Raw genomic sequence first — 25,566 nt, forward strand, 5'->3', positions numbered from 1 at the left:
AAATCAAATTGGATAAAAGCAGCGCTCAGCCACCGTCTAACAGCATGCTAAGTAGGAGAATGCTGCCGTGTCTTTACAGTTGTACGAATTTTGTTCGTCGTGGTGGTGCGTGTGTTATTCGGTATTAAATAAAAACAAATTTCTCGTTCAAACTGGCCTTAAAAACCTGTTAATGTTTACCGCTGGTGACATTTACACCAGCGCGTACTAATTTGTTAGCTTAGACTGTTCTTTATTCTTTCAGGTGGTATCATTCGCAGCCATCTGAAATGTGAGGGTGTTCCTATGCAAAAGAAAGGTGGTAATTCGCACGAAGACAAGTCGTGTGATATTGGTTTTATCGGTTTAGGGGTGATGGGTAGTAACCTAACCATGAACCTAGTGGACCATGGCTATCGTGTAGCGTGTTTCGATTTAGACCAAAATAAAGTTGAGTCTATTCTAGCCAAAGACGCAAGCGAAAGAGCTGAAAATACTGAGCCTCGTGTTGAAGGCTGCAGTTCTTACACCGAGCTTTTAAGCAAGTTAAAAGCCCCGCATCTTATTATTATCTCTGTGCCTGCTGGCGATCCTGTTGACCACGTTTGCAATCATCTTATTGACGCCGGAATTCACGCTGACGATATCGTGGTTGATACTGGCAACAGTTTGTGGACAGACTCTGTAGCACGTGAAGAGCAGTACAAAGGTAAATTTATCTTCTTCTCTACCGCCGTGTCAGGTGGTGAAGTAGGCGCGCGTTTCGGGCCATCTCTTATGCCTTCAGGCAACCCTTATGCATGGACACGCATTGAGCCTGTTCTTAAAGCTATTGCTGCAAAGGTTGACCCAGAAACAGGTAAACCATTAGAAAGCCATACGCCCGGTCAACCAGTGTTAGAAGGCGAACCATGTGCGACCTACATCGGTCCGGTTGGAGCCGGGCACTATGTAAAAATGGTGCACAACGGTATCGAATACGCCGACATGCAGCTTATCTGCGAAACTTACCATGTTATGCGCGAAGCGCTAAATATGGCGCCTGCTGAAATAGCAGAGGTGTTTCGTCGCTGGAACGAAGGCAAGCTGAATAGCTACCTGATGGAAATTAGTGCTGAAGTTCTTGAACAAATGGATCCAGAAACACAGCAGCCGTTAGTTGACGTGATCTTAGACAGAGCAGGTCAAAAAGGTACAGGCCTTTGGACTGCAGTAAGCGCATTACAGGTAGGTAGTCCGGCACAGACCATCACTTCTGCGGTATTCGCGCGCAGTATTTCTAGTTTGAAAGACGAGCGTGTAGCTGCGAGCAAGGTTCTTGCAGGGCCTGATGCGCCATCATTAAGCGATGATGAGAAAATGTCGATCATCAACAAGCTAGAGCAAGCGCTTTATTGCTCTAAAATCTGTGCATACGCACAGGGCTTCCAGTTAATGGCAATGGCAGGCAAAGAACACGGCTGGACACTGGAGTTTGGTGAAATAGCTAAAATATGGCGTGCAGGCTGTATTATTCGCGCCGTATTTCTTCAGTCTATTTCTCAGGCCTACGAGAATAACGAAGACTTAGCCAACTTGCTTATGGACCCATTCTTTGCGGAACAAATTACGCAGTACCAATCTGATTGGCGCGAGTCTATCGCCCAAGCGACACTGGCTGGCGTGCCTTGCCCTGCCATGATGTCGGCGCTAAGCTATTACGATTCATATCGCACAGCTGTGTTACCTGCTAATTTGCTGCAAGGCCAGCGCGATTATTTTGGCGCACATACTTATCAGCGTGTAGATAAGCCAGCAGGTAAAAAGTATCACATCGAGTGGAGTGATCCTGCACGTCCGCAAACCGCTATCAAAAAATAGTATGAACTAAATAGTGTTACACGCGCTCATAATTGAGCGTAAACTATCGAAAGGTGTATTTGTTTTCAAATACACCTTTTTTGTTTTAAGAGGTAAGTTATGTCGACAGATGAAAAAGCAAACGCATCAATAGCTAAAAAAGACTGGAAAACTGAGCTCACTGACGAGGAATATTATGTATGCCGCGAAGCGGGTACTGAGCGACCTTTCACTGGAGTATTGCTAGACGAGCAGCGAGATGGATTGTACGTGTGTAAGTGCTGCGAAGCGCCACTTTTCCCCTCAGATACCAAATTTGATGCTGGTTGTGGATGGCCTTCTTTCTATAAGCAGCTTGATGACGGGAATGTAGATTACAGAGAAGACTTGAGTCACGGTATGCGTAGAGTTGAGATTTTTTGTAAGCAGTGTGGCTCCCACTTAGGCCATGTATTTCCAGATGGTCCTGCGCCAACGGGTCAACGCTACTGCGTAAATTCGCTATCTATGACCTTTAAAGGCGAAGATGATACACAAATTAAAGGTTAAAAAGCCCTAGGTGAGCGCTTGATTAAGGTAAACATCTGATTAAATTTTGACCTCATGTGGGAAGTCGAGAGATCCAATCAAAAAAAACCGCCTATAAACGGCGGTTTTTTTAATTATTTACCAATGAAATTGTGTAATTGAGTTTCAAAAAATCAGAGCTTATCCAGTTTCAATGAATCTGCGTTGAAGGTCGCGCTATTCAAATTACTGACTATTTCATCAACAATGTTATCTAGAATGCCTACTGGAAGGGCATAGCGTTGTCCAAGTTGAACACGCTGAGTGTCGTTAATTCTCTCATCGAAGGCTTCAGCCACACCATACCAAACATAGGCAAGGCGATAGTTGTCCATATCCATTCCCATTGAAGCAAGCGAGTAGAAAATGCTGACGTCAATGTCGTCGCTGTCTGTATATAAACTTAGCGCGCGATATAAGGTTTCAATAGTACGCTTTTGGTCTGTTTTAATCTGAACAGAGGCCAGTGCGACCAGTAGCTTTGGGTCGCTTACGCGGTTGCTGGCAGCGTAGCGCTCAAAGCGATGAAAAGCCTCTTTGTCGTTATATCGTGTCCAATGATAGTAAGAAAGGTAAGGATCAAGGGAGTCTTTCGTCTCGCGGCTTAGGCGTTTAATTTCACGCTGAGCAGTAATAACGCCTTTTAGCCGTGTCGCTTCCTTGCCTTTGCGTTTAACGTGTTCGATATGCTGCACTTCTTCAACGCAGGTGAGATACTCTTCGAAGTTCAGAAGGAGCGGGTACTTGTAAGCGTCGTCTTTTGAATCTTGATTGTAGTAACGTAAGCGAATAATCTCAGCTCGCTCGCCGCGACAACGGGCATCCAAACTCAAATCTAAGCAAATCTCGCTGTGAGATTCACAAATTTCACTAATAGTAGGTTCAAAAAGATCGCCGCAACCTGCCAGTGTTGTCGCTGCTGCAAGCCACACTGTCGCTAGATGCTTTTTTGTTGGAAACTTACTAAATAAATTCGTTGTTGTACGAGTTTTCATAGAGGTTTTGAAACTTATCAACAATTTGGTCTTCCTTGCTTGTTTATTTAAGATACTGCTCGTCACCGTCAGGCGAAAACTCACCTAGTGTACCCTAAAAATAATAAAAAGCTGACGCGTAATTAGGAATAGTTGATAGCGGTAGTACCAATAAATACTTGGTCGCGCACACCAACCACAAAACCGTTAATTTAATATCGATGAAGGCAGAAGCATGAATCAACAGTTTGAGCAGGAATTACAAAGCAGCTGGCAAGAGCGTCAGGAATACGCAGAAATGATGTTGCCCCTTATTGGTAAGTTGTACCGCAATAAGGCAGTTGAAATTTCAGTTTATGGACGCTCGTTACTGAACGCCAGTGCTATTGATGTTATTAAAGCGCACCGCAAAGTGCGTCTGCACGAAGGTATTAAGCTACGCCTACGCGAGAGCTATCCAATTTTAGAAACCTTGAGCAACATGAAGCTTGCTCCTGCACAGATTGATATAGGTAAATTGGCTTTTGATTTTCACTACGGTTCTGCGGTCGACAACAACGACCTTACGGCCTACCTTAACGAAAAACTAAACGACGTTGCCGACAAAGAGGACGATCAGAAACCTCAGGACGTTGTACTATATGGTTTTGGCCGTATAGGTCGTTTACTTGCTCGCTTGCTTATTGAACGCCAAGGTAAAAACAATAAGCTTCGCTTACGCGCCATTGTGGTTCGTGGCGGGCGCGATGGCGACCTAGAAAAACGCGCAAGCTTACTGCGCCGCGATTCAGTGCATGGGCCGTTCAACGGCAGCATCACAGTTGACCATGAACGCAATGCATTAAAAGCAAATGGTTCGTACATTCAAGTGATTTATGCCAATAGCCCTGATGAAGTGGATTACACCCAATATGGTATCGATAACGCTATCATCGTAGATAACACAGGTATTTGGCGTGACCGCGATGGCCTTGGCCTACACCTTAAAGCTAAGGGGGCAGCGAAAGCTATCCTTACTGCCCCGGGTAAAGGTGACATCAAGAATATCGTACACGGTGTAAATGACGAAGAAGTCACACCAGAAGATACAATTGTATCTGCTGCGAGTTGTACGACTAACGCGATAACGCCAGTGCTTAAAGCGCTGGACGAAGAATATGGCATTGAAAACGGTCACGTCGAAACCGTTCACTCTTACACTAACGATCAAAACCTTATCGATAACTACCACAAGGGCGACCGTCGTGGACGTAGTGCGCCGCTTAATATGGTTATTACCGAAACGGGCGCAGCGAAAGCAGTTGCCAAAGCCTATCCGAAACTGGCAGGTAAGCTTACCGGTAACGCTATACGTGTACCTACGCCAAACGTATCGCTAGCGATTTTAAACCTAAATCTTAAGACGCCGGTGGATCGCATTGCCGTTAATGAATTTTTGCGCGATACCGCACTGTTTTCAAAGCTTCAACACCAAATTGATTACACAGCTAGTAAAGAGATTGTATCTACAGACTTAGTCGGCTCTCGCGCTGCATCTGTGGTTGACTCTCAGGCAACTATCGCCGCCGATAACCGCCTGACGCTATATGTATGGTATGACAATGAATTTGGTTACAGCTGTCAGGTACTGCGCGTAGTTCGTGACATGGCAGGACTAAGCTTTCCTACGTTGCCGCTGTAAGTAACAAGCATTACAAGAAACTGTACAAAAAACCGACCTAAGTGGTCGGTTTTTTAGTGGTGTAAACATTTTGTATACTCTCGACAGTACAAAACCCGCTGAGTGCGTGGAATTTGTGTTTATGTCTATGCTAAATTAGCGCTCAAATAATGAGGAAAACGACAGTCTATGCATATTTCCAGTCAATTCGACAGCGGTAACATTGAAGTTGTTAGCGCACAATCACCAGACGATATCCGTCTAACCATTCCTAACGACAACCAATCTGAATTTGCTCAGTGGTTCCATTTTCGTTTAGTGGGCGAAACTTTTGTAACTCACACAATGACGATTGGTAATCTAGCAAAGTCAGCATATCCAGAAGGTTGGAAGGGATATAACGTTCTAGCGTCTTACGACCGTCAAACATGGTTTAGAGTCCCTAGTGAATTTGATGGTGACAACCTTACGTTCTCACTAACGCTAGAACAGCCCAGCGTTTACTTTGCGTATTTCATTCCTTACAGCTACGAACGTCACCTTGATCTTGTGCACGACGCGCAGATGTCACTACTATGCGAGCACAAATTCCTAGGCCTTACCCTTGATGGCCGTGATATGTCTATGCTGGTTATCGGTGAAGAAACGCCAGAAAAGAAAAAAGTCTGGATCACGGCACGTCAACACCCTGGCGAAACCATGGCCGAGTGGTGTGCCGAAGGTATTATTTACCGTCTGCTCGACGAGCAAGATGGTTTGGCTCGACAGTTGCTAGATAACGCGGTGTTCTACATTGTGCCAAACATGAACCCAGACGGCAGCGCACGCGGTCACCTGCGCACTAATGCTGTAGGAACCAATCTTAATCGCGAGTGGGCGACACCTTCGCAAGAAAAAAGCCCGGAAGTACTTTACGTATTGAATGCAATGAGCGAAATTGGTGTAGATATGTATCTTGATTTGCACGGTGATGAGGCATTGCCGTACAACTTTGTTGCAGGAAGTGAAGGTAACCCTAGCTACAATGACACTATAAAGATGCTAGAAAACACCTTTAAAGATGCGTTGTTAAATGCAACGCCAGAATTTCAAGACGAGTTTGGTTACGATAAAGATGAGCCAGGCAAGGCTAATTTAACCGTAGCGTCAAATGCAGTGGGCGAGAAATTTAAATGTATGGCGTACACGGTAGAGATGCCATTTAAAGACAACGCAGATGTACCAGATGACATCTATGGTTGGTCGGTACAGCGCAGCCGCCAATTAGGTGAGGATTTACTTATTGGTGTGAATGCGGTTGTTAAAAAGCTAAAAGCATCAGAGCAATAAAATAAGAATTAGGAAGCGAAAGCTTCTGTAAAAAGGCCTCGACAAAAAGAGGCCTTTTAATTATTAAAATAAAACAACAATTAAACATAATAAAAAAGGGGAATAACGTTGGAAGGGTTATATGGTTTTCTAACTATGCTCGATGGATTCTTAGGAGGCGCGTTCTGGTTTCCTTATGTACTGTTAGGCGTAGGTCTTTTCTTTACGGTTTATCTTAAATTTCCGCAAATTCGTTTCTTCAAACACGCTTGGCAGGTTGTTACCGGTAAGTTTGATAAAGAAAGCGATCCAGGTGACACCACGCACTTTCGTGCACTAACTACTGCACTGTCTGGTACCGTAGGTACAGGTAACATCTCAGGTGTTGCATTCGCTATTTTCCTTGGTGGCCCCGCTGCACTATTTTGGATGTGGGTAACCGCCTTTCTAGGTATGACTACAAAATTCGTTGAAGTTACTCTGTCGCACAAATATCGCGTAAAGACAGAAGACGGCACCATGGCCGGTGGCCCTATGTATTACATGGACCGTCGCCTAAACATGAAGTGGTTAGCGGTTGCATTTGCTGTTGCAACGGTAGTCAGCTCATTTGGTACCGGAAACCTTCCTCAAAGTAATGGTATCGCACAAAGTATCGAAGCAACATTTGGCTTCGAACCTTGGATGGTAGGTAGTGTACTGGGTATTCTTCTAGCCTTGGTCATTCTTGGTGGTATCCAACGCATTGCCGCGTTTACGGCGCGTGTTGTTCCCGTTATGGCTGTAATTTATCTTATTGGTGCTCTTGCTGTTATTTTCGCAAATCTAGAAAATATCGGTCCATCATTTGCCGCAGTTATTGGTGATGCGTTTACCGGTTCAGCCGCCGCAGGAGGCTTCTTAGGAGCGTCGTTAGCTTATGCCTTTAACCGTGGTGTTAACCGAGGCCTATTTTCAAACGAAGCGGGTCAGGGTTCTGCACCTATCGCTCACGCCGCAGCAAAAACAAAAGAGCCTGCGTCAGAAGGTATGGTGTCACTGCTTGAACCTTTCATCGACACTATTCTAATTTGTACCGTTACTGGTTTAGTTATTCTGTCGTCAGGCGTGTGGAAAGAAAAACACGAAAATGTTTTCGATCGTTCAGACATGTACTTTGTAGCCGGGCAATATGACGATTCCAACCAAGATGATGTAAACAAGCTATACGGTTACCTAAATGATATTGAGGGCAGTGCTGTAGAGGCATACACAGGATCAATTACGGTTGTTAACGGAACCGCGGTAAGCGAGGGTTTTACACTTCTTAATGCGCGCTCTGTAGCAGAAGACGTGAAGTATGCAGTAGGTAGTGAAGACTTGTTTACTGGCACGCTTAAGATTGTCGACGGAAAGCCGGTTAAAGAGAACCTTGAAGTAAGCGGTAAGTCACTGGTTCACTCGGCAGCGCTTACAACCATTGCCTTTACTCGCGGTTTCTTTGGCGATGCGGGGCAGTATATTGTATCCATTGGCTTAATGTTATTTGCGTTCTCAACTGCTATCGCGTGGTCTTATTATGGTGACCGCGCTATGACCTACCTGTTTGGTCCACGCTCTGTAATGCCGTATCGCGTTATCTACGTAGCAGGGTTTGTTTGGGCGGCATTCTCTGATACTACACTTGTTTGGGCGCTTTCTGCCGTAGCAATTGTAGTAATGACCTTGCCAAACCTGTTCGGCATCATGCTGCTTTGTAAAGAGATGAAAGAGACCGTTAACGACTACTGGTCTCGACACAAAAAATAGTATTTAAGCTACCTTTAGTACTTTTTCTTCGGGTATTTAGAAGAAAGAGAGTACGGAAAGCTAGCCAGTAAAAATGCGCAGTGGTGAACTTTGTACAAAAGTTAACACCCTGCGCATTTTTGTTTTGTAACAAAGAGGGTATTCAACAGAATCGACTTCATTGTTGTGTTGAACTTCAGTATGATACCCGTCCGCGTATAAATGCTCATTCGCTTAAAAGCGTACAGTGCATTTCGAATTCGCACTCAATAAACAGGAGCAACATATGGCATTAGTTGACTGTCCTTCATGTAATAAGAAAACGTCAGATAAAGCGAAGACGTGTCCTCACTGCGATTTTAAAATCGGTGATGCGACCTCTGAAGATATAGAACGCAAGCAAAGCTTACAAAGATTTAAAAAGTTAGCCAGTATCCAGAACCAGTCCCTTCTTGCTATGCTGATATTTGTTGCGAGTTTTGGCTTCATGTATTGGGGCGGAACACGCCCAGGTGATTTGCAACACAATTTAGCTATTTTGGGCGCTGTGGTTGGCTTTGTTTGGTACTTAGTAAACCGCGCGCGTATTGTTTACATAAAGCGTTTTTCCTAAATGAATATAGAAGCACTATTAGCCAGCATGACGCCGGAGATTTACGAGCGTCTGCGTCAGGCGGTTGAGACAGGCAAGTGGCCTGATGGCACGCCTTTAAATGAAGAGCAAAAAGCAAGCAGCATACAGGCTGTTATGCTGTATCAAGCAAAAATAGAAAAGTCCTCTGAGCATATGACAGTGGGTGAAAGCGGCGAAATTGTTCATAAAAGTAAAGCCGACTTTAAACGCTCGTTACGCGATGAGCAGGATGATAATAATACAATAGCGCGGTTTAAACAGGATGATATTTAGTCGTATATTTGCGCCTTCACACCAAAGCCCTAAGCCTGAGAAACGGATGCAGGCAATAGAGAATCTTTCTCCCGAAAAGGCACAGGAAAAAACAATTCTTCACGAACTGGCATTTAATGACGAAGATGCAAATGTCAGTTTAGCAGCACTCGAAAAGCTTAATAGCTTTGTGCTGTGGCTTAAAATGTCACAAATTGCCAAGCAGTCTCGCGTTAAAAAAGCCGCCGAGAAAAAGGTAAACGCTGCTTTGCTAGGCGAGGGCGATGTCCCACTTTCCCGCCAAGAGATATTCTCTTTTTTAACTGAAACAGCCAACGCTGATCTGGTAGTGCAGTTAGTTCCGCAAATGTTGAAGAAAGAGCCTACGCTTCTGCAAGATGATGCCCTAGCTAACGCGCTAATCGAAAAAGTAGCGAAGCCATCTTTCACCCAGTTTGTCTTTCTAGAAGGAGCAAGTCCCCAACTGCAGACTCAACTAGTCAACGCACATTCAGACGTGTCAGATTTGCAAAAGCTTGCTAAGAAAGTGTCAGATGATGCGCTTGTAACGCAAATTAATGCGCGGATCGATGTTATTAAAGAGGCTGCAAAGCGCCCCGTAGAGCTTAAAAAGCAGCTTACTTTGGGGCTTTCAAAATATCAGGCTTTACTCGACAAATCAGATGTAGAAACCATTGATGAAAAGCGCAACGAGCTTGAGAGCGAATTGACAGGGCTGTTTGCTCAAATTGACTTACTCACTTCAGAAGAACGCGCTGATTATATAGAAAAGCGCGCGCGTATAGGTGAGCAGCTCGAGCGATATTTAAGCCGTATCCGCCCAGCATGGGAAGAGAAGCAACAAGCGTCGCAACGTGCCAATACCAAAGCATTGTGCGAACAGCAGCTTACTTATGCCAAGGAGCAGGTAGCTTGGTTGTACAATAACAGGCTTTGTGAAGCTACGCTTGCTGATGTTGCAACAGTTAATGAAAGTGTACGCGGTGTCGAAGCAACGCTCGAACAGCTAGCGCGTCTCGATGTTGAGTCGGCCGCTGATAAGCGTATCACACAGATTAAGCGCTCTGTCGACGAACTAAACGAGCAACTTGATCGCTTCTCTATGCAGCAGCAATACGGCCAAAAGCTACTGATAAAACTTCAGTCGCTCGAAGATATTGCCGCTAAGATCGTTTCAGCGGGCGATAACGGGTCAGATGAAGATACTCGTGATGTAAGCACTGAAGACGCTAGCGCATCAGCTGAAGATTTGAGTCAAGTAAACGGTGACGACGCAGTACAAAGCAGTAGTGTAGTGGCTCTCAAAGCGGAGTTTGACGAAGCACGTCAAGCGTATAAAGCGCTTAGCCGCGAAATCGATGCCATTCCTAAGGCGTTGTCTAAACGTTTTAACGCTGCCACAAACAGTGTAAATGCCAAAGAGCGTGCTCAAAAATCCAAAGAAAATGAGCAAGTAAAACACATTAGAAAGCACATTAGCGTTATCGACAACTTAATTGATCAGGGCAAGTTTCGCGTTGCTATTTCAAAGTTTGCAAAGCTTCAAGAAAGTTATGCTGCGCTTCCTGATTCAGCGAAAAAGTATGTAGAGAAGCGTTTTGAAAAAACGGCTGGCGAAGTGTCACGCTTAGAAGGGTGGCAGGATTATCTTGCGGCGCCGCGCAAACCCGCTCTTTTAGAAGAAGCAAAAGCGTTAGCCAGTGCTGATGCAGAAAATATTAAGCAAAGAAGCGAAGCTATTAAGTATCTGCGCAAGCAATGGTTATCATTAACGCCTTCATCGTCTAGTAACGAAGAAAGCAGCGAAGACGCGTTATTACAGCAGCAATTCGATGATGCACTTGAAAAGGCCTTCGAGCCTTGTAGAGCGCATTACGCGAAGTTAGATGCACAGCGGGCTGCTGCCCGTGAACAGCGCATGTCGATTATCGCTACCGTTAAGGCAATGGACATTAACACGCCAGAAGCCGAGTTAGTGAAGGTTTTTGATAGAGCGTCTAAACAGTGGCATGCTGCAGGTCAGGTTGAACGTGAAATTTATGAACAGCTGAAGCAAGAATGGAAGGCGGTATCATCGCCCATCCAGGCTAAAGTGACTCAGTGGCAAAGCGATAATCAAGCTCAAAAGCGTGCGTTAGTCACTCAAGCTTGTCAACTTGCTACGGAAGAAGATGTCGCTGGCGCTGCCGACAAAGCTCAGCAATTGCAAAGCCAGTGGAAGCAAGTAGGCCATGCAGGTAAACGTGAAGAGAGTAAGTTGTGGGCAGGATTTAAAGCTGCCAATGACACCGTATTTGAACGTTTAAAAGCCGAGCGGAAAGTACAAAATAATGCATTTAACGCGTTAGTAGATTCGCTACTTAAGCAAATGGAAGCGGTTGATATCAACAGCGATGATGTCACGTTTAGTCAATCAATGAGCGACGTTCGCGCTCAGTTAACCGACTTGCCTAAAGCGCAACGTACGAAAGTAGATAAAAAGATTGATTCACTTGAAAGTAAGCGTGCGGCGCAAGCGAAAAATGCACAATCTCAAGCCCGATTGGCGCGAGCTCAGGCCCTGATTTCTTTACTACAGCTAAGTGAAGGTGAGGGAAGTGGTGACGAGCAGGCTCTAGCGGAAACGTTAGGGAAGCGTTGGGCGAACGTATTATGTCAGTCTACTGGAAATGAAACAACTCAGCACGACAGACAATGGTTAACGGTAGCACTAGAAGTTGCAACTGGTATGCCAAGCCCGGATGCAGATGCATCTATACGCTCTAGTGTACAGCTACAAATGATGACATCTAAGTTGGAACAAGGAGAGGCAGCGACCGCTCCCGACATTCTTGCTGACTGGTTATCCTACGACTCAATAGATAATGTGGACAATAATCTGCTTCAACGTGTTGTCGCAGTAATTAATGCTCACCCTGAAATTGTGGCCTAAGCGGGAAAATAAATGGAAAACAGTGTTGAGTTTCAATTTGAAACCGAAATGTCTGCGTATCGTTTTTTAAATACCGTAAAGCATATTGAAGCTGAAGGGTTAAGAGTTAAATTTGGACGTACCGATCATCACGTAAGTGTACGGTACCGTTATGGGATAGGCGAGTTTGATTCTACGCTATCTACACTGGATGACCTTGCTCGAGAGTTAGGTGGTGAAGAAGTTTCTTAACGAGAACGTAAGTCTGGGCAGATTAAATCAGTACATACAAAAAGGGCCAGACATTGTCTGGCCCTTCTTTTATAAAGACGTGATTAACAGTCTTTATCTTCAGCGTTTGCGCCTTCTTTCACATCTTCACAAGCGTCTTCAACGGCGTTACCTGCATCGGTAACCATCTCGTCTAGCTCTTCGCCTGCGTCTTCTGCCTCACCGTCACCGCACGCTGCTAGTGATAGTGCAAATGCTGATGCTACTAGTACCTTTGATAGATTTTTAAATGAAAACATATCCTTACTCCTTTTTCCTATTAGATATTCTTAGGCCTTTGGTGCCTTTCCACGTAACGCATTAGCGATAAGTGAAATTACCAACAACGCGATAAACACAAAGAAAAGAAACTGTGCGATACCTGTTGCTGCACCTGCGATGCCTCCAAAACCAAAAACTGCTGCAATAATGGCGATGATAAAAAATGTGATTGCCCAACCTAACATAACTAGATCCTCGTATTGCTTCCGTTACTTTCACAATAACTAATGCTATCTTTATGCCTGTTTTTTAAGTGTATGAATTATATAGATTAAGTTTGTTTCAGATTGAAATTTTGAAATGTAATTTTCAGTGGCAGGAGTCACGATTACACAAGCGAATGCATTTTTTACATGATAGAGCAGAAGCTCTTTTCTCATCATTTAATTCAAGATGAAAAAAGAGGCAAAGCGAAAGGGAAAAACGCTTTGCCTATAAAAGGGAGGAGGTGACGCCCCACATAATCTGAGTAGATTGGGGGCTGAGCGTTACCTAGTTACCATTTGGGTTGTAAGGTAACGAAGATTGGTGAGCGACAATACGCAGGTCGCCATCACTGTCTTTCACATAGGCAAAGGTGTACTCTACTTTTGTTTCTCCGCCCTTAGTGTCAGTAAAGAAGTAGTTACCCATCGCCACCGCCATCCGACAACTGTTATTAATAATTCCTACATTGTCGAATTTCACGTTTGTATAAGGCTTAATCGCAAAACCCTTATCTTCCTGATAAGCGTCATTTCCACCGACAAAGTAAGAAAGCGCTGCATCAAAGCTTGAACGGAACTGATCATTTGCTGCAAGGGTTGGTTTAAACAGTACACTACTTAAATCATATCCGTACATGTCCTGGATAAAATCAGCCGCCTCGCCAGAGTAGTCACCGTCGTTACTAAACACTGCGCCAATACGTACAATGCCTTCACCCCACATCTTTTGTGCTGCTACAACTTCACGCTCTGTAATACATTCATCCGAATACAGTAATGCATTGTCTAGCGCCTTAGCCTTCAAAACACCAACGTTCGAAGTGGCGGTCTCATTCATTTGCGGTTTGGCCACTGCACTGCAGCCTGTTACTAGCATAATCGAAGCTGCAAGAAGCGTTGTTTTTGTCATTAACGAGTTTAGCTTTTTCATCGCGTGACTCCTCAGTCATTTGCAAAATAAATACGTGTTATTACCTAATTAAATTGCTGGGAGCAGAAGCTGTATAACGTTGTAAAAAGCGGTCTACAAATCTGCTCTGCAGTTCATAGGTTTAATGATAGCTAGATTGGGTGACGGAGACTTTTGTACAACATTAATAGAAGATTAATGGGTCATTAAGAATAAAGATGTTAAGACATGTATCGGTTCTGAACGAATGAATGTCTCATCTATCATGTTGATTAGTGTGTTTTAATGTCGCTTTACTTCATCGATATTACGTAATTTATACGCAAGCTTATTCGTTTACTTATATACGAAGGACTGGATTTACTCGATTTTGCAGGCCCTTAGTCTGCTTTATAGGATGCATTTCAGGGAATGGGTGGTAGCTATGAATTTAAGGTAGTGGGCTTTAGGGCGTTCCACAGACTTGCTCGTGCAATTAAGCTATGCTTTTCAGTAACACTGATTGCGTACCGAAAAGCATTTTGTCAGAACACTGATGATGCAGTGTATAGATGTACAGAATGACGTTCAGCTAATTTGTATTCTTTGGCTCTAGAGGCTGTGACAGCACTTCTAAGACAGTAAAGGCGTTTTTACCTAAACGAGTTTTATCATGCGCCATTTTTACATCAATAGTAAAGTAGATGTCGTTAATCTGAGTATTTACAACATCGTTTGAGCTCGGGGCGGCCATCGGTTGAGCAACTTCCTCACAGCCTGACATAGTGCATTGCCTATCTGTTTGAAATATTGCTGGCTCATTTTTGCCAGCCGTTACTTCCCGCGCAATAACAGGCTTTTTATCAATATTTGTATTAATCACCTCTAGATAAGTAAAGCCTTGCTCTTGTGCGACTTCAGCGGCGCGATATAGAGCGTACTGCTGTACTTTGTCGGCCGGAGTTTTATCAGTCGCTTTAAAAAGAACCTGATACTGATTTGCAGATACTTTTTCGCTCGAATAACCATATGAGGCTTTAGAGTTCGCTGATTTGTATGGGGTAGGGGCAGCTACTGGTGTCGATGAACACCCTGCTATCGCAAAGCTTAGTGCCGCACCTGCGGTGGCAAGAAGTACGCGGCCACTTTTAATTTTACTTTTGATGTTCATCTCACAAATTCCTTAATACTGTGATTACTGAAACAAAGAGAACAGCGCGGTTCTACCTAAAGCCATTAACGCTCGGTTACGCTTTGCTTTAGGCTTAGCATCTACTGCACCTTTATATGCGCCAACAGAAGCTATGCCAAGTAGGGTCTCTGGCTTACCCATCATTAACGAACATTGCCTTTTTGCTTGTGTAAGTGCAACATCTGCGTGATGTTTTTGAGAAAAATAGGCATGTTCCTTTTGCGCAATATCTTTTATATTCGCTTTCAAAAAGATGTTCATAGTACTCACCTCATTATTGTTGACAGGGCACTGTCCATGGATTTGATCAAATGAACTTAATCAAAAGGGTTAATGCGCCTTTAAATCTGTGCCTTACCCAAAGACCCTACGCCATGTTTGAATTAATCTGCTTAAACTTAGATAGTTGAACGCATTCTGAGCAAGCTTAAAGAAACCGAACGCCGCAAGACTATTAAGTGCTAATAACACAAGTGGTACCACAACGTAGTGCACGCCAACATTGTGAAGTATAGCGCCTATAGCAATATTTAGAATAAGCCAACAAACTGTACCAACCGCAAATGCTGCGAGGCATGCAAAAACAGTGACGAAAAAACTCTTTTTGACAAGCATGAGTTCACTATTAGTAAGCTCAAGAAATGCAAAGCCTTGGTCTTTTCTCTGAGAGAATGCTTCTTTAAATGCGTTGAATACATCGGAGAAAGACGGGTCGGGGTATTGTTGCTGGGTTGACTGCTCGTCAGGTGGCGTTTCTTTGGGTGTACTTTCTCCTGTAGCGTTTTCATGGAACTTCGCCTGCGCCGAAGGCGGCGTCAGGCGAAATGGATTTTCATTGCACGTGCGAAACCGTGCTTTGTGAAAATCTAGCGCTTTCATGAATCTACTTCTTACGGAGAAGTGACGTTACTAGCATGCCTGCCGCAAAAGCGATACCTGCAGTTTGAACAGGATTTTCAATTGCAAATTTGCGTACTTTTGATGCCTGCCATTTCTGTTCTGCTAAACGCTTTCTTTCAGACATGTTTTCAGCAGATGATGATGCTGTGCGACGAATATTTTCTTCCGCCACGCCCGCACTATCAGCAAGCTTGTCTACTGACGCATGAAGGGTATCTTTTAGTTGATCCGTTACTGGGTGACTCGGTTCAGCCACACCGTTAGTGCTATTAGTTTTAACGGTTTGTGGTTTTGCTGAAGCTTGTGTAGCCATAATACTCTCCTTAATATTTTGGGTTCACAATAACTGTTGCAACGGCTGTACCAATCGAATAAATCCTTTATTTACAATTAGATAGGGGGTTGAGTTATTTGGGAGGGTGAAAGGTTTGCAAGAGAAATGCGTTATCCTTGCAAACCCCTGTAATATTTTCTTAGTCGCTAAAACGAAAGCTTAGCTTCCACCTACGACAGATGCGAGGTCATCTTTTGAAACCGGCTTAAGAAGCGCGCTATCTATTCCTATCGATTCCATTGCTTCTTCTTCGGCTTCGTGTCCACTAACTATGGTAAGCAATGCATTAGGCAATTTTTCTTTAAGTTCGCCAGCCAAGTCATAACCATTGTAATCGGGTAACGTCAAATCCATTAACACGTGATCAAAGTCATTGTCTTGTGCGGTGCTAAGCGCATCAACACCACAGTACTCGGTGGTGACTTCATGACCTAAATGAACTAAAAACAACTGCAATAGCTCTGCAGCATCTTCATCATCTTCAATTACTAAAATACGTTTACTAGAAGGGCTTCCGTCACCTTTTTTCTGAGGGGTATCTTGAGCTGCAATGTCTATATTCGTATTGGATTCAAATCCATCGCTTGATGGCATGTTTTCCTCTGGTGCGTAAGGTTTCTGTATCGGCATGTCAGCAACCTGTGCTTCCACATTAGTAAAAGTAACGTGATCGCCAGGAGGAAGGTATTGTGAGAGAAGTTGAGCGAGTGCAAAGCGGTCTATTGGTTTACCTATAACGTCATTAAAACCTTCGCGTATTAGCGACTCTCTTAATCCTTTACGACTGGCTGCGGTGACCGCAATAACGGGAATATCTTTACCATGGCGACGAATAGCGTGTAACGCTTCAATGCCATTCATCACAGGCATGTGAATATCCATGAGAACGAGGTCAAATGGTTGATTGTGTTCATCGGCCTGTAATACAGCTTCCAGTGCCTTAACACCGTTTTCCGCGTAACTAATATCTGCCTGAGACTGACTTACAAGGTGGCCGGTAAGGCGCCGAATTTCTCTTAAGTCATCGACAATCAGCACTCTGCCGGTAACATTTAAATCGATACTGCTAGATTCGACGGTTTGTATCTGACCGAGTTCTAGGTCAACGAGAGGTTGCTTGGAAATATCGCCAGGGTCAATATCGAATGTGAACGTACTACCTTCTCCAAGTCGAGATGACACGTCTATATCGCCGCCAAGCTTGGTGACAAGCTCTTTACAAATAGCTAAACCTAAACCAGCACCACCGTGATTAGCGCGCATTACATCTTCAATTTGCTCGAAAGGTTGGAAGATGTTGATCAACTTGTCTGGTGGCATACCTATGCCAGTATCGTCTACGGAAAATCTAAGTAGCTGAGGTTTTTCACTATCTGTTGGGTTTTCATCAAGGGTTATAGTAAGTGTAATACTGCCCTTATCGGTGAACTTAACCGCATTAGAAATGAGGTTAAGCAGCACTTGGCGAAGTCGGGTGGGATCTGTCTTAATAAATTCAGGGATTTTGGTGTTAGACACCACATTCAAACTTAGCCCTTTATCTTTGGCGTTCAAGCGCATTAAGGAGTGAATATCGGTAAGAAAAGCAGATAAGTTTACATCTTTAATGTTTAATTCTAGCTTCTCAGCCATTATGCGCGACATATCAAGTAAATCATTGAGCAAGCTCAATAAGTGTTTGCCGTTTGAATGAATTATCGATAGCTCTTGCTGAAACGGGCTATTCCTTGCGTCATCAATGAGAAGTTCTGTATAGCCCAAAATAGAGGTGAGAGGCGTGCGCAATTCATGGCCAAGGTGGGCTAGGAACTTGTCTTTTGCTTTGTTTTTTTGTTCAACCTTATTGCGCTCAATTCGCTCGTTTTCTATATCGCGACGAACCATGGCATAACGGATAGTACGCATAAAACGTGGCGATTCTATCTCGGACTTTTGAAGATAATCTGCGGCTCCCGCGCGCATCACCATTTCATCTACAGTAGCGTCTGACTGACCTGTTAAAATAACCACTGGCAGACTAAATTGGTTCGATTTAAGAACACCCAGAACGTCTATGGCATTCTCAGCGCCCAACAAATAGTCAAGCAAGCATAAATCAAAGTCTTCCGTCTTAAGCGCTTCTATGGCGTCAAGACTGTTTGTCACCCACGTTAACTCAAACTTAGGTGACTCACACTGTTCTAGATAGTCAGAAGTTAAGAAGTAATCATCTTCATCGTCTTCTACCAATAGAATTTTAATAACCTCTGACATCTAGTACCTCTTTTACTCGTGTGGTAACTCTACAAACTCGATCCAATAACGACCTAAAGCACGCATTAATTCAACTAATCCTTCAAAATTAACGGGTTTAGTAATGTAAGAAGCGCAACCGAGGTCGTAACCGCGGAGCATATCTTCTTCTTCTTTCGACGTCGTTAAGATAACAACCGGAATACTGCGTAGTTTAGGGTCGTTTTTAAGTTCTTGAAGTGCTTCGCGACCATCTTTTCTTGGCATGTTTAAGTCAAGCAATATAAGGCTAGGGCGAGGCGCCGATGCTGGATCAGAATATTTTCCCTCGTGACGAAGAAACTCTAACAATTCCACACCGTCTTCAACACAAAACAGATTGTTGAGGACACGACTTTCTTGAAGCGCGTCAACAGTTAATAGGCGATCATCCTCATCATCATCGGCCATCAAGATATTTATTGGCTGGGTTTGTTTACGCGTCATTTTGTGTCTCTCCATTATTGTTGTTAGAACCAAACGGCTCGCTATCTACCGGCACTATTATTGTAAAAGTAGCCCCGTGTCCTGGTGCGCTCATAGCAGTAATTTGACCATTATGCCTTTCTACTATGCGTCGGCATACCGCAAGCCCTATACCCGTACCTTTATATTCACTTCTACCATGAAGGCGTTGGAACGGAGCGAATATTTTCTCTGCGAATGACTGGTCAAAACCAATGCCGTTGTCGGTAATTGCAATTTTTATCCAGTTATACTCTTCGGACATAAGTATATCCTGAGTATCTTCTTCGCTGGCTTCTTGTAAATTGACTTTGACAACCGGCGTTACACCTTCAGTTTGAAATTTAAGCGCGTTAGAGATTAAATTTAGAAATAATTGTTCAAGCTGTGTCTTATCCCCTCGAATGGAAGGCATATTTTCGCTTACATCTATCTGTGCTGATTTTTCATCAATGGCGATCTCTAAATCGCCTAGAACGCTCTGTATAACTTTATTTAAGTCTACATCATCAAAGTCTTTTCCCCGGGTTGATACACGAGAAAAGGCAAGAAGATCAGATATGAGCATCGACATGCGCTCTGCTGCGTTTAGCATTCGCGCTAAATAATCCTTGCCTCTCTCATCAATAACATCCTTGTATCCTGACTCTAGTCGGTTTCCGAATGCCCGAATTTTGCGAAGGGGTTCTTGTAAATCGTGTGAAGCGACAAATGCAAAATCTTCCAACTCTCGATTACTTCGTGCTAATTCATCAGAGTAAATACTAAGCTCTTGTGTCCGTTCATCTATGCGATTTTCTAAGTCCTCATTGACAGATTCAAGATCGGCTTGATACTTCTCGTGCTCTCGCGAGTTAATTTTCAATAATAGGAAAACTGCAATAACGAGTAGTAGGGTAGTAGCTGATGAGATGATTAATGTGTTTACTGAGTCTCTTCGCAAGCTCATCAAATTTGCTAAATGCGTACCTTGCATACCGCGTTCGGACCCATCGATTTCGCGAAAAAGCCCTTCAAAACGTTTATATAGCAGTATACCTTTGTCGCTTTTAACTAGACTAATAGCCTCTTGCTTTTTCCCTTCCTTAACAAGTTCTACTACTTGAATAACCTCGTTGACCTTTGCCTTAGTTAGCTTTAGCAATTCCTCAATTCTTGCAGATTGCTCATCAATATCAGACGAAAAAGAACTCACTTCTACCTCGTCCATCAACTCACCGATGACACCAAGTGTTTCAGTATAGTCAGTTAAATACTCTTCATCGTCTGTGAGCATATAGCCGCGTTGACCAGATTCCACCCGCAGCACCGCTACATGAAGCCTATTCACTGCATTGATTACACGATTAGTTGTAAATAGTCGCGCCTCAAGTGCTGAGAGGTCGTTAAGAGTACTTACTACATAAAAGGAGTTTGCAGTCATAACGACAATGATGACAACAACCAAAATTATCCAGCTGTAAATGGAAGACAGAACTTTAGAGATCATTTAATTATTCCGCATCGTTCTTACCCAGTTCTGACGTCATTTCAGAAAGGGTCTCGCTGCAGTCTTTTGCACTGCTTATTATTTTATCTAACGCCGCTAATGCTTTTTCGGGCGCAACATCACCATTTAGTGCCATTTTTACTAGCTCCGCCTGCATAGATATTCTATTTAAAGGCTTGCGAGCATCATGTACGAAAACACTTAGACGTGAGAATTCCTCGCTCGTCATATCGAGCACCCCTTATTATTCATCTTTGCTTAGATCGCCGTAGGCATGAAGGCGGTTGTACAGCGTTTTAGTACTTATCCCTAACATTTCTGCGGCCGTGGTTTTATTGCCACTTACTTTTTCTAACGTGGCGTAGATAAGCTCTTTTTCTACATCTTCAATCGTTCTTCCAGCTTGAAGGGCAGGTGTCGTACTCTGCTTCTGTGCAAAAGGAGATTCAATAGTTTTAGGTAGTTCAATCTCACTCTTCTCAGGGTCACTCATAATTGCTGCACGGTGAACGAAGTGTCTTAACTCACGAACGTTTCCTGGCCAATCATAGGCTTGAAGCGTTTCAAGTTGATTATCTTCCCATTTAAAATTAGAACCGTTATCTTTGTTAAATTCTGCAATAAAGGTTTTCGCTAGCAGCGGAATATCTTCTTTTCGTTCACGTAATGGTGGGATAGTGATTGGGAAAACGGCCAATCTAAAATAGATATCTTCGCGCAACACTTTGCTTTGAGCTATTTCTTCCATTGTTCTGTTTGTTGCAGATACTACGCGACAATTTACCGGTATAGATTTTGTGCCACCTACGCGAAGCACTACTTTATTTTCAAGTACGCGCAAAAGGTTGGGCTGCATATCGATGGGCATTTCTGTGATTTCATCTAAGAAAAGGGTGCCACCTTCCGCCTGCTCAAACACACCTTCTTTACGACCTACCGCACCAGTGAAGGCACCTTTTTCATGGCCAAACAGTTCACTACCAATCAATTCTTTAGAAAAGGCACCACAGTTTGTGGCGATATAAGGACCTTCACTTTCAGAAGCTCGGTGAATTGCAGCAGCAACCACTTCTTTACCAACGCCACTTTCGCCTAACAGCATGACGTTAGCACTTGTTTTACTGACTCTTGAAATGAGTTTGTATAACTCTTTCATCACGGGAGACTCGCCTATCAGCAAATCGAAGTGTTTTTCAATTGTTTCTTCTTTAGGTGTTGTGTCTTTTTGTTTTTTACTTAGAACAGCCTCAATTTCTTCGCGCTGTATTGGCTTTACAAGGTAGTCTACGGTAGGGCCACATAAGCCTTTAATCACGCTTTTAACCGAAGGGTGACCAGTAATTAGAGTAACGCGAGGACGCTTAGGAAGCGCATCAAGTTCATTAAATAGATGAGCGCCACTACCATCAGGCAGCATAAAATCTAACAGTACGTGATCGAATGTTTCTTTCTCAAGCCAATCACGGGCTTCAGCTAATGTAGCAGCGGTTAGAACGTCGTGGCCTAAAAATTCAATAATAGTACAAGCTACTTCTGTAAACTCGGCGTCATCATCAACTAAAAGTACGGTTAGCACGTGGATGTCCCTCTCTATTACTTTCCATTTAAAATATGGAATAAAATCAATGTTATAGTTTTATCATAAACAGCAAGGAAAAATAACTAGATACCTAGTTTTGATCGTTTATTTCCAAGCGTTATGTTGTATAGGTCATGTAACACTACATTAGCATTTAAGTAACTCACCTCAAGCATGTAAGCTTAATTCAGCGAACGACTGTTTAATACTTCGTTTCCACTATTTGCTCTAACCGGGTTTCGATCTATCAAATACAGTCTGAGTGTTACCTATTTACAAACGACTGCAAAAAGTATTCCCATTACCTTATGAATTGTGTGTGCATAGAGCTATGGCACATTTTTCGCACAATTTGTTGGGGGAGCAATTTTATAATTGGTGGAAAGAGTAGATAAAATTTACCGAAGGTTTGCGCATAGTAGGTCCGCATTTGCTCTCTGAAATTAGGGGATTACAGCTAAATTTATGTCAAAGGAATTGAAAATGTGGGCAAAAACAGCTGAGAGATCAATGACCTTAACCGAGCTGCTGACAAAAATGCAGCCTCGGGCTAGTCAAAATTTATTTTATTTTGCAGACTTTTGGGAAGTAATGGAAAAACGGGGCTTTGGCCCGATGCTAGCGCTTCCTTCCTTTATCGCCTGCACCCCTATAGGCGCTATTCCAGGTGTACCTTCGTTAACCGGTGTGACGATTTTACTTATCGCATTGCAAATATTACTCGGTAGCAGACATCCCTGGTTACCTCAAAAAGTAATGGATATTCATTGCGATGCCGATCAGTTGCGCCATATAGTTGAAAAAGTAAAACCCTACGCGGCCAGTGTTGATCGCTTTCTCGTTCCCCGTTGTTTTTTTATGAGGCAGCCCGTTTTCCGCTCTCTAATTGCATTGAATTGTGTTGGCTGCGGCTTGGTAATGGTTCCGTTAGAGCTTATTCCCTTTATGGGTCTTATTCCCGCCTTGGCGGTATTCATAATGGCGGTTGGTATGGCTACAGACGACGGCGCAGTAGCCTTGGTAGGTGTAACAATTTCGCTGTTTGGTTTTGTGTTAGGCTTTAAGCACCTGCCTGCCGTGGTGAGCTAATGCGCGAGCTACTTATACATCAATCAAGCATAAACTCAGAGGTAGGCAAGTTCATTGTTTGGTACCTCAGTTCTCCCATAAATGCGCGTGCCGCTGGGCCTAACGTGTCTCCATCTTCGAAAGAAAGATAGAGAAGGGCCTTTCTCAACGCCGCATTGTTATTCAAAGGAAGCGGTACTAGCGTACCATTTTCTAATTCATCCTTGATAATGGCTATAGGTAGCCATGCAAATCCTAATCCTTGAGCGATGATATCTAAAGATGTTCTCACGTGACTCACTGTCCAGCGCTGTTCTGCACCCAGCCAACCCACATCCGCCTTGCGCTCTGCAGATGAGTCGCGAACGACAATCTGACGATGAGTTTTAAGATCTTCTAAGGTAAGAGTTCTATTTAATTGATGCAATGGATGTTTAGCATGAGCCACCGCGGCGAACTCAATTTCACATAAGTCTTCGCTAAAACCATTCGGAAAGACAAAGGGAGAAATGCCCAAATCTACTTTTCCGCTACTTAATAACGCGTTAGCTCCGCTAAGGACGGTTTCCTCTATTTCTATACGTAAGAGAGGAAACTCTGCAGAGACTTTGGCAAGCACGTTATACAATAACTCAGAAGGGAAAATAATATCCACAGCTATACGTAGTGTTGTTTCTGTTCCTACTTTTAAGCTACTTGCTACCGCTTCAAGCTTGTGAGCTTCGTTAAGCAAAAACGAAGCGCGGCGATACATGAGCTCACCCTGCGGAGAAAGCTGTACTTTACGGCCAATATTTTCAAATAGTGTTACACCAATGGCATTCTCAAGTTTTTGAACAGCGTGATGAACACTAGATTGACTTTTATGTACTTCTGCAGCTGCTTGATTGAAACCACCAGCATCAACAACGGCTTTAAACATACGCCATTGTTCGAGTGTAGATTTAAGCATACGACGCCCTTAACCCGCTTTATGGGCTACTTATAGCATAGACTGATTATACAAGTCACTTTTCAAGAGCGAGGTTAATAGATGATACAGGACACGTTACTACTGATACGTTCTCGTATCCCATAAGCATTAATTGCTCAGCGGCTAATTTGGCACGAACGCCAGATGCACAATGAATGTAAAGCGGTGTAGAGGCATCTTTGAATTTCTCCAGTGCTTTCATCTCGAGCACGCCTCGTGGAATGTTTTGGGCAGAGGGGACTGGCTGGCTAGCTGCTTCATTGCTTTCCCTGACATCGATGAGAGCGCCATTATTGTGCACTAGCTCTTCTGAAGCTTTTTCTGCAGTGACGCATCGAATATCGAAACTGATGTTCTCAATCCGAGTTTTAATATCTATTAGCATAATACTTCCAATTGATAACGACTTTATGTAATTAAGATAAGGTTAATCTAATGTAAGGGCCGAATCTCACTAAAACAATATGAATTACCGGAATTCGTCGCATAAAATGGCAAGTCGGCAAAATGTCTTATACTTTAGTATAATTAATAGCTAAATTATTGCCAGAAATGTTAAAGAAAGGAAGTGCTTATGTCTGAAGATATGGTAATAGGTTCAGAGGATATAATGGAACATGCGGTGGAAGCTGAGATCTTCCTTAAGCAATTTGCGAATAAAACACGTCTTATGGTGCTTTGTTCATTGTTAAAAGAGGAAAAGTCGGTAACCGAGCTTTTGGAAGTAGTCAATGTTTCACAGCCCGTGATTTCTCAACACCTTGCGCTATTGCGAGAGTCGAAAATGGTAGCTACGAGAAGGGAAGGGCAAACAATTTACTATCGACTAGCGGATGAACGTGTCAAACGACTTATTGCGCTTATGGACGAATTCTTCTGCAAGTAACTTTTTCGTATCCATTATCACAACGATAATGTCCGTGCCAACACGGACATTATATCGTTTAACATTTATTCAAATTCTAATCTTAGACGAGCTATCCAGTTGTTTACTCGCTATCCAGTTGCTTTCTCAAAAGGGCAATGTAGTCCTCTTCTGCAATCCTATCACTATCAACCTCTGGTCTATTGACCAATTCGTCATGACTCAGGTTGACCGCAACACAGTGTGCCGCCCAATCGATATTTTCAATGTCTCTCGGTAATAGCGCAAGATGTTTACCGCCTGGAAGCCAGTTATTGGTATCAACCACTAGCATCACAATTTTCCAACTTCGCGTGTCGATTATAAAATTGCTTATGTGTCCAACGTTGTCGGTAGTCGTAGCAACCTCATAACCTCCCACTTCGCCAACAGCCCTCAAATGATTACTCGTTTTTTCAGGGTGAAGTGTTTCGGATTCTTCTGCTTGCTGTAATTCAACGAGCTCATTGGGATGTGCAAATTCTCCCCATGCCCCTGGCCCAATCCAGTAGTAGCCGTAACCAAAGTACTTGAAGAGGTTTTCTTCATACTCTCTAGAAACGGGCTTATGTTCATCAATTGACGGACTATTCTTTAACTTTTCAACAGTCATATTTACGTGAACAGTGTCATCACTGCTATCTAGCTCTGTCACAGCGATAGGAGAAATAACAACTTTTCTGCTAAGAGGAAGCCACGTATTTGTATCTGCAACCAAATAACGTACGGTAAACGTTTCATCGTCAAAGAGAATATCGCGAACACCGCCTACCTTGTCATCAACGGCGTGAATAGAAAAGTGAGTAAGCTGTTTTGAACTAATGATCATCGT

General features: G+C 43.4%; 27 protein-coding genes. 11 read left to right on the top strand and 16 right to left on the bottom strand.

Annotated features, from left to right (window positions below):
• Nucleotides 1-285 precede the first annotated feature (285 nt).
• Both gndA and msrB read left to right on the top strand, forming a co-directional pair.
• The gene (gene gndA / locus ACYX4N_RS09730) at nt 286-1,839 is read left to right on the top strand and encodes an NADP-dependent phosphogluconate dehydrogenase (protein WP_476053879.1); all 1,554 of its coding nucleotides are present in this window, start codon (nt 286-288) and stop codon (nt 1,837-1,839) included.
• Nucleotides 1,840-1,938: 99 nt separating this feature from the next.
• Nucleotides 1,939-2,367, top strand: coding sequence for a peptide-methionine (R)-S-oxide reductase MsrB (gene msrB, locus ACYX4N_RS09735; protein WP_039216559.1), 429 nt, complete (start codon nt 1,939-1,941; stop codon nt 2,365-2,367).
• Between the two features lie 152 nt (nt 2,368-2,519).
• Here msrB and ACYX4N_RS09740 read toward each other — a convergent pair whose 3' ends face one another.
• Nucleotides 2,520-3,404, bottom strand: a complete 885-nt coding sequence (locus ACYX4N_RS09740) for a DUF2989 domain-containing protein (RefSeq protein ID WP_476053881.1) — start codon at nt 3,402-3,404, stop codon at nt 2,520-2,522.
• Nucleotides 3,405-3,594: 190 nt separating this feature from the next.
• Between ACYX4N_RS09740 and ACYX4N_RS09745 the strand changes: the two genes are divergently transcribed.
• From ACYX4N_RS09745 to ACYX4N_RS09775, 7 genes are all read left to right on the top strand, one after another.
• Nucleotides 3,595-5,040, top strand: a complete 1,446-nt coding sequence (locus ACYX4N_RS09745; protein ID WP_476053883.1) for a glyceraldehyde-3-phosphate dehydrogenase — start codon at nt 3,595-3,597, stop codon at nt 5,038-5,040.
• A gap of 168 nt (nt 5,041-5,208) precedes the next feature.
• Nucleotides 5,209-6,348, top strand: coding sequence for a M14 family metallopeptidase (locus ACYX4N_RS09750; protein WP_476053884.1), 1,140 nt, complete (start codon nt 5,209-5,211; stop codon nt 6,346-6,348).
• A gap of 108 nt (nt 6,349-6,456) precedes the next feature.
• Nucleotides 6,457-8,115 (top strand): alanine/glycine:cation symporter family protein, encoded by a 1,659-nt coding sequence (locus ACYX4N_RS09755; protein ID WP_476053885.1) that lies wholly within the window; start codon nt 6,457-6,459, stop codon nt 8,113-8,115.
• Nucleotides 8,116-8,380: 265 nt separating this feature from the next.
• Nucleotides 8,381-8,707, top strand: a complete 327-nt coding sequence (locus ACYX4N_RS09760) for a zinc ribbon domain-containing protein (protein WP_014949837.1) — start codon at nt 8,381-8,383, stop codon at nt 8,705-8,707.
• Nucleotides 8,708-9,001: a YeaC family protein gene (locus tag ACYX4N_RS09765; RefSeq protein WP_474856967.1), complete on the top strand. Its 294-nt coding sequence runs from the start codon at nt 8,708-8,710 to the stop codon at nt 8,999-9,001. It abuts the gene before it with no gap.
• A complete protein-coding gene (locus tag ACYX4N_RS09770; RefSeq protein WP_476053886.1) occupies nt 8,991-11,933 on the top strand; it encodes a DUF349 domain-containing protein in 2,943 nt (980 codons plus the stop codon). Before ACYX4N_RS09765 ends, ACYX4N_RS09770 begins: the two co-directional genes overlap by 11 nt.
• 12 nt (nt 11,934-11,945) lie before the next feature.
• Nucleotides 11,946-12,164, top strand: coding sequence for a hypothetical protein (locus tag ACYX4N_RS09775; RefSeq protein WP_476053887.1), 219 nt, complete (start codon nt 11,946-11,948; stop codon nt 12,162-12,164).
• 83 nt (nt 12,165-12,247) lie between these two features.
• Here the strand turns inward: ACYX4N_RS09775 and ACYX4N_RS09780 are convergent, their stop codons facing one another.
• From ACYX4N_RS09780 to ACYX4N_RS09835, 12 genes are all read right to left on the bottom strand, one after another.
• Nucleotides 12,248-12,442 (bottom strand): hypothetical protein, encoded by a 195-nt coding sequence (locus ACYX4N_RS09780; protein ID WP_025255565.1) that lies wholly within the window; start codon nt 12,440-12,442, stop codon nt 12,248-12,250.
• A gap of 30 nt (nt 12,443-12,472) precedes the next feature.
• The gene (locus ACYX4N_RS09785; protein WP_049587611.1) at nt 12,473-12,649 is read right to left on the bottom strand and encodes a DUF1328 domain-containing protein; all 177 of its coding nucleotides are present in this window, start codon (nt 12,647-12,649) and stop codon (nt 12,473-12,475) included.
• Between the two features lie 307 nt (nt 12,650-12,956).
• Nucleotides 12,957-13,601, bottom strand: coding sequence for a phosphoribosyl-AMP cyclohydrolase (locus tag ACYX4N_RS09790; RefSeq protein ID WP_474806234.1), 645 nt, complete (start codon nt 13,599-13,601; stop codon nt 12,957-12,959).
• Between the two features lie 550 nt (nt 13,602-14,151).
• Nucleotides 14,152-14,730 carry a CC0125/CC1285 family lipoprotein gene (locus ACYX4N_RS09795; RefSeq protein ID WP_476053888.1) on the bottom strand — a complete coding sequence of 193 codons (579 nt, stop codon included), beginning with the start codon at nt 14,728-14,730 and terminating at the stop codon, nt 14,152-14,154.
• Nucleotides 14,731-14,754: 24 nt separating this feature from the next.
• On the bottom strand, nt 14,755-15,012 hold the full coding sequence (locus ACYX4N_RS09800; RefSeq protein WP_476053889.1) for a hypothetical protein: 258 nt from the start codon (nt 15,010-15,012) through the stop codon (nt 14,755-14,757).
• 93 nt (nt 15,013-15,105) lie between these two features.
• Nucleotides 15,106-15,630: a hypothetical protein gene (locus tag ACYX4N_RS09805; RefSeq protein WP_476053890.1), complete on the bottom strand. Its 525-nt coding sequence runs from the start codon at nt 15,628-15,630 to the stop codon at nt 15,106-15,108.
• A gap of 4 nt (nt 15,631-15,634) precedes the next feature.
• Nucleotides 15,635-15,964, bottom strand: coding sequence for a DUF883 domain-containing protein (locus tag ACYX4N_RS09810; RefSeq protein WP_474856963.1), 330 nt, complete (start codon nt 15,962-15,964; stop codon nt 15,635-15,637).
• Nucleotides 15,965-16,144: 180 nt separating this feature from the next.
• Nucleotides 16,145-18,238, bottom strand: coding sequence for a response regulator (locus tag ACYX4N_RS09815; protein ID WP_476053891.1), 2,094 nt, complete (start codon nt 18,236-18,238; stop codon nt 16,145-16,147).
• 12 nt (nt 18,239-18,250) lie between these two features.
• On the bottom strand, nt 18,251-18,703 hold the full coding sequence (locus ACYX4N_RS09820) for a response regulator (protein WP_039216546.1): 453 nt from the start codon (nt 18,701-18,703) through the stop codon (nt 18,251-18,253).
• Entirely contained in the window at nt 18,693-20,210 is a 1,518-nt protein-coding gene (locus ACYX4N_RS09825) for a sensor histidine kinase (protein WP_476053892.1), read from the bottom strand. Before ACYX4N_RS09825 ends, ACYX4N_RS09820 begins: the two co-directional genes overlap by 11 nt.
• Nucleotides 20,211-20,214: 4 nt before the next feature.
• Nucleotides 20,215-20,439, bottom strand: coding sequence for a hypothetical protein (locus ACYX4N_RS09830; RefSeq protein ID WP_474806248.1), 225 nt, complete (start codon nt 20,437-20,439; stop codon nt 20,215-20,217).
• A gap of 15 nt (nt 20,440-20,454) precedes the next feature.
• Nucleotides 20,455-21,786: a sigma-54-dependent transcriptional regulator gene (locus ACYX4N_RS09835; protein ID WP_474856960.1), complete on the bottom strand. Its 1,332-nt coding sequence runs from the start codon at nt 21,784-21,786 to the stop codon at nt 20,455-20,457.
• Between the two features lie 486 nt (nt 21,787-22,272).
• Here ACYX4N_RS09835 and ACYX4N_RS09840 point away from each other — a divergent pair, with 486 nt between their 5' ends.
• Complete coding sequence (locus ACYX4N_RS09840; RefSeq protein ID WP_476053893.1) at nt 22,273-22,878, top strand: exopolysaccharide biosynthesis protein; 606 nt, start codon at nt 22,273-22,275, stop codon at nt 22,876-22,878.
• 19 nt (nt 22,879-22,897) lie between these two features.
• Here ACYX4N_RS09840 and ACYX4N_RS09845 read toward each other — a convergent pair whose 3' ends face one another.
• Together ACYX4N_RS09845 and ACYX4N_RS09850 are read right to left on the bottom strand one after the other, a co-directional pair.
• Nucleotides 22,898-23,809, bottom strand: a complete 912-nt coding sequence (locus ACYX4N_RS09845; protein ID WP_476053894.1) for a LysR family transcriptional regulator — start codon at nt 23,807-23,809, stop codon at nt 22,898-22,900.
• Between the two features lie 55 nt (nt 23,810-23,864).
• Complete coding sequence (locus ACYX4N_RS09850; protein ID WP_474806255.1) at nt 23,865-24,215, bottom strand: rhodanese-like domain-containing protein; 351 nt, start codon at nt 24,213-24,215, stop codon at nt 23,865-23,867.
• 189 nt (nt 24,216-24,404) lie between these two features.
• On the opposite strand from ACYX4N_RS09850, the gene ACYX4N_RS09855 reads away from it, so the two are divergent.
• A complete protein-coding gene (locus tag ACYX4N_RS09855) occupies nt 24,405-24,716 on the top strand; it encodes an ArsR/SmtB family transcription factor (RefSeq protein WP_474806257.1) in 312 nt (103 codons plus the stop codon).
• Between the two features lie 103 nt (nt 24,717-24,819).
• Here the strand turns inward: ACYX4N_RS09855 and ACYX4N_RS09860 are convergent, their stop codons facing one another.
• Nucleotides 24,820-25,563, bottom strand: coding sequence for a PRC-barrel domain-containing protein (locus ACYX4N_RS09860; RefSeq protein WP_476053895.1), 744 nt, complete (start codon nt 25,561-25,563; stop codon nt 24,820-24,822).
• Nucleotides 25,564-25,566: the final 3 nt, after the last annotated feature.

The sequence above is a fragment of the Alteromonas sp. ABH4_452 genome (genome assembly GCF_056311825.1).

What these genes read in the sequence shown, in the direction of transcription:
- ACYX4N_RS09750 (WP_476053884.1), top strand. Translation starts at nt 5,209, where the DNA reads ATGCATATTTCCAGTCAATTCGACAGCGGTAACATTGAAGTTGTTAGC.
- ACYX4N_RS09810 (WP_474856963.1), bottom strand. Translation starts at nt 15,964, where the DNA reads ATGGCTACACAAGCTTCAGCAAAACCACAAACCGTTAAAACTAATAGC.
- ACYX4N_RS09850 (WP_474806255.1), bottom strand. Translation starts at nt 24,215, where the DNA reads ATGCTAATAGATATTAAAACTCGGATTGAGAACATCAGTTTCGATATT.
- ACYX4N_RS09760 (WP_014949837.1), top strand. Translation starts at nt 8,381, where the DNA reads ATGGCATTAGTTGACTGTCCTTCATGTAATAAGAAAACGTCAGATAAA.
- ACYX4N_RS09745 (WP_476053883.1), top strand. Translation starts at nt 3,595, where the DNA reads ATGAATCAACAGTTTGAGCAGGAATTACAAAGCAGCTGGCAAGAGCGT.
- ACYX4N_RS09795 (WP_476053888.1), bottom strand. Translation starts at nt 14,730, where the DNA reads ATGAACATCAAAAGTAAAATTAAAAGTGGCCGCGTACTTCTTGCCACC.
- ACYX4N_RS09775 (WP_476053887.1), top strand. Translation starts at nt 11,946, where the DNA reads ATGGAAAACAGTGTTGAGTTTCAATTTGAAACCGAAATGTCTGCGTAT.
- ACYX4N_RS09830 (WP_474806248.1), bottom strand. Translation starts at nt 20,439, where the DNA reads ATGACGAGCGAGGAATTCTCACGTCTAAGTGTTTTCGTACATGATGCT.
- ACYX4N_RS09860 (WP_476053895.1), bottom strand. Translation starts at nt 25,563, where the DNA reads ATGATCATTAGTTCAAAACAGCTTACTCACTTTTCTATTCACGCCGTT.
- ACYX4N_RS09825 (WP_476053892.1), bottom strand. Translation starts at nt 20,210, where the DNA reads ATGATCTCTAAAGTTCTGTCTTCCATTTACAGCTGGATAATTTTGGTT.
- ACYX4N_RS09800 (WP_476053889.1), bottom strand. Translation starts at nt 15,012, where the DNA reads ATGAACATCTTTTTGAAAGCGAATATAAAAGATATTGCGCAAAAGGAA.
- msrB (WP_039216559.1), top strand. Translation starts at nt 1,939, where the DNA reads ATGTCGACAGATGAAAAAGCAAACGCATCAATAGCTAAAAAAGACTGG.
- ACYX4N_RS09845 (WP_476053894.1), bottom strand. Translation starts at nt 23,809, where the DNA reads ATGCTTAAATCTACACTCGAACAATGGCGTATGTTTAAAGCCGTTGTT.
- ACYX4N_RS09805 (WP_476053890.1), bottom strand. Translation starts at nt 15,630, where the DNA reads ATGAAAGCGCTAGATTTTCACAAAGCACGGTTTCGCACGTGCAATGAA.
- ACYX4N_RS09855 (WP_474806257.1), top strand. Translation starts at nt 24,405, where the DNA reads ATGTCTGAAGATATGGTAATAGGTTCAGAGGATATAATGGAACATGCG.
- ACYX4N_RS09815 (WP_476053891.1), bottom strand. Translation starts at nt 18,238, where the DNA reads ATGTCAGAGGTTATTAAAATTCTATTGGTAGAAGACGATGAAGATGAT.
- ACYX4N_RS09820 (WP_039216546.1), bottom strand. Translation starts at nt 18,703, where the DNA reads ATGACGCGTAAACAAACCCAGCCAATAAATATCTTGATGGCCGATGAT.
- ACYX4N_RS09840 (WP_476053893.1), top strand. Translation starts at nt 22,273, where the DNA reads ATGTGGGCAAAAACAGCTGAGAGATCAATGACCTTAACCGAGCTGCTG.
- gndA (WP_476053879.1), top strand. Translation starts at nt 286, where the DNA reads ATGCAAAAGAAAGGTGGTAATTCGCACGAAGACAAGTCGTGTGATATT.
- ACYX4N_RS09785 (WP_049587611.1), bottom strand. Translation starts at nt 12,649, where the DNA reads ATGTTAGGTTGGGCAATCACATTTTTTATCATCGCCATTATTGCAGCA.
- ACYX4N_RS09790 (WP_474806234.1), bottom strand. Translation starts at nt 13,601, where the DNA reads ATGAAAAAGCTAAACTCGTTAATGACAAAAACAACGCTTCTTGCAGCT.
- ACYX4N_RS09770 (WP_476053886.1), top strand. Translation starts at nt 8,991, where the DNA reads ATGATATTTAGTCGTATATTTGCGCCTTCACACCAAAGCCCTAAGCCT.
- ACYX4N_RS09765 (WP_474856967.1), top strand. Translation starts at nt 8,708, where the DNA reads ATGAATATAGAAGCACTATTAGCCAGCATGACGCCGGAGATTTACGAG.
- ACYX4N_RS09780 (WP_025255565.1), bottom strand. Translation starts at nt 12,442, where the DNA reads ATGTTTTCATTTAAAAATCTATCAAAGGTACTAGTAGCATCAGCATTT.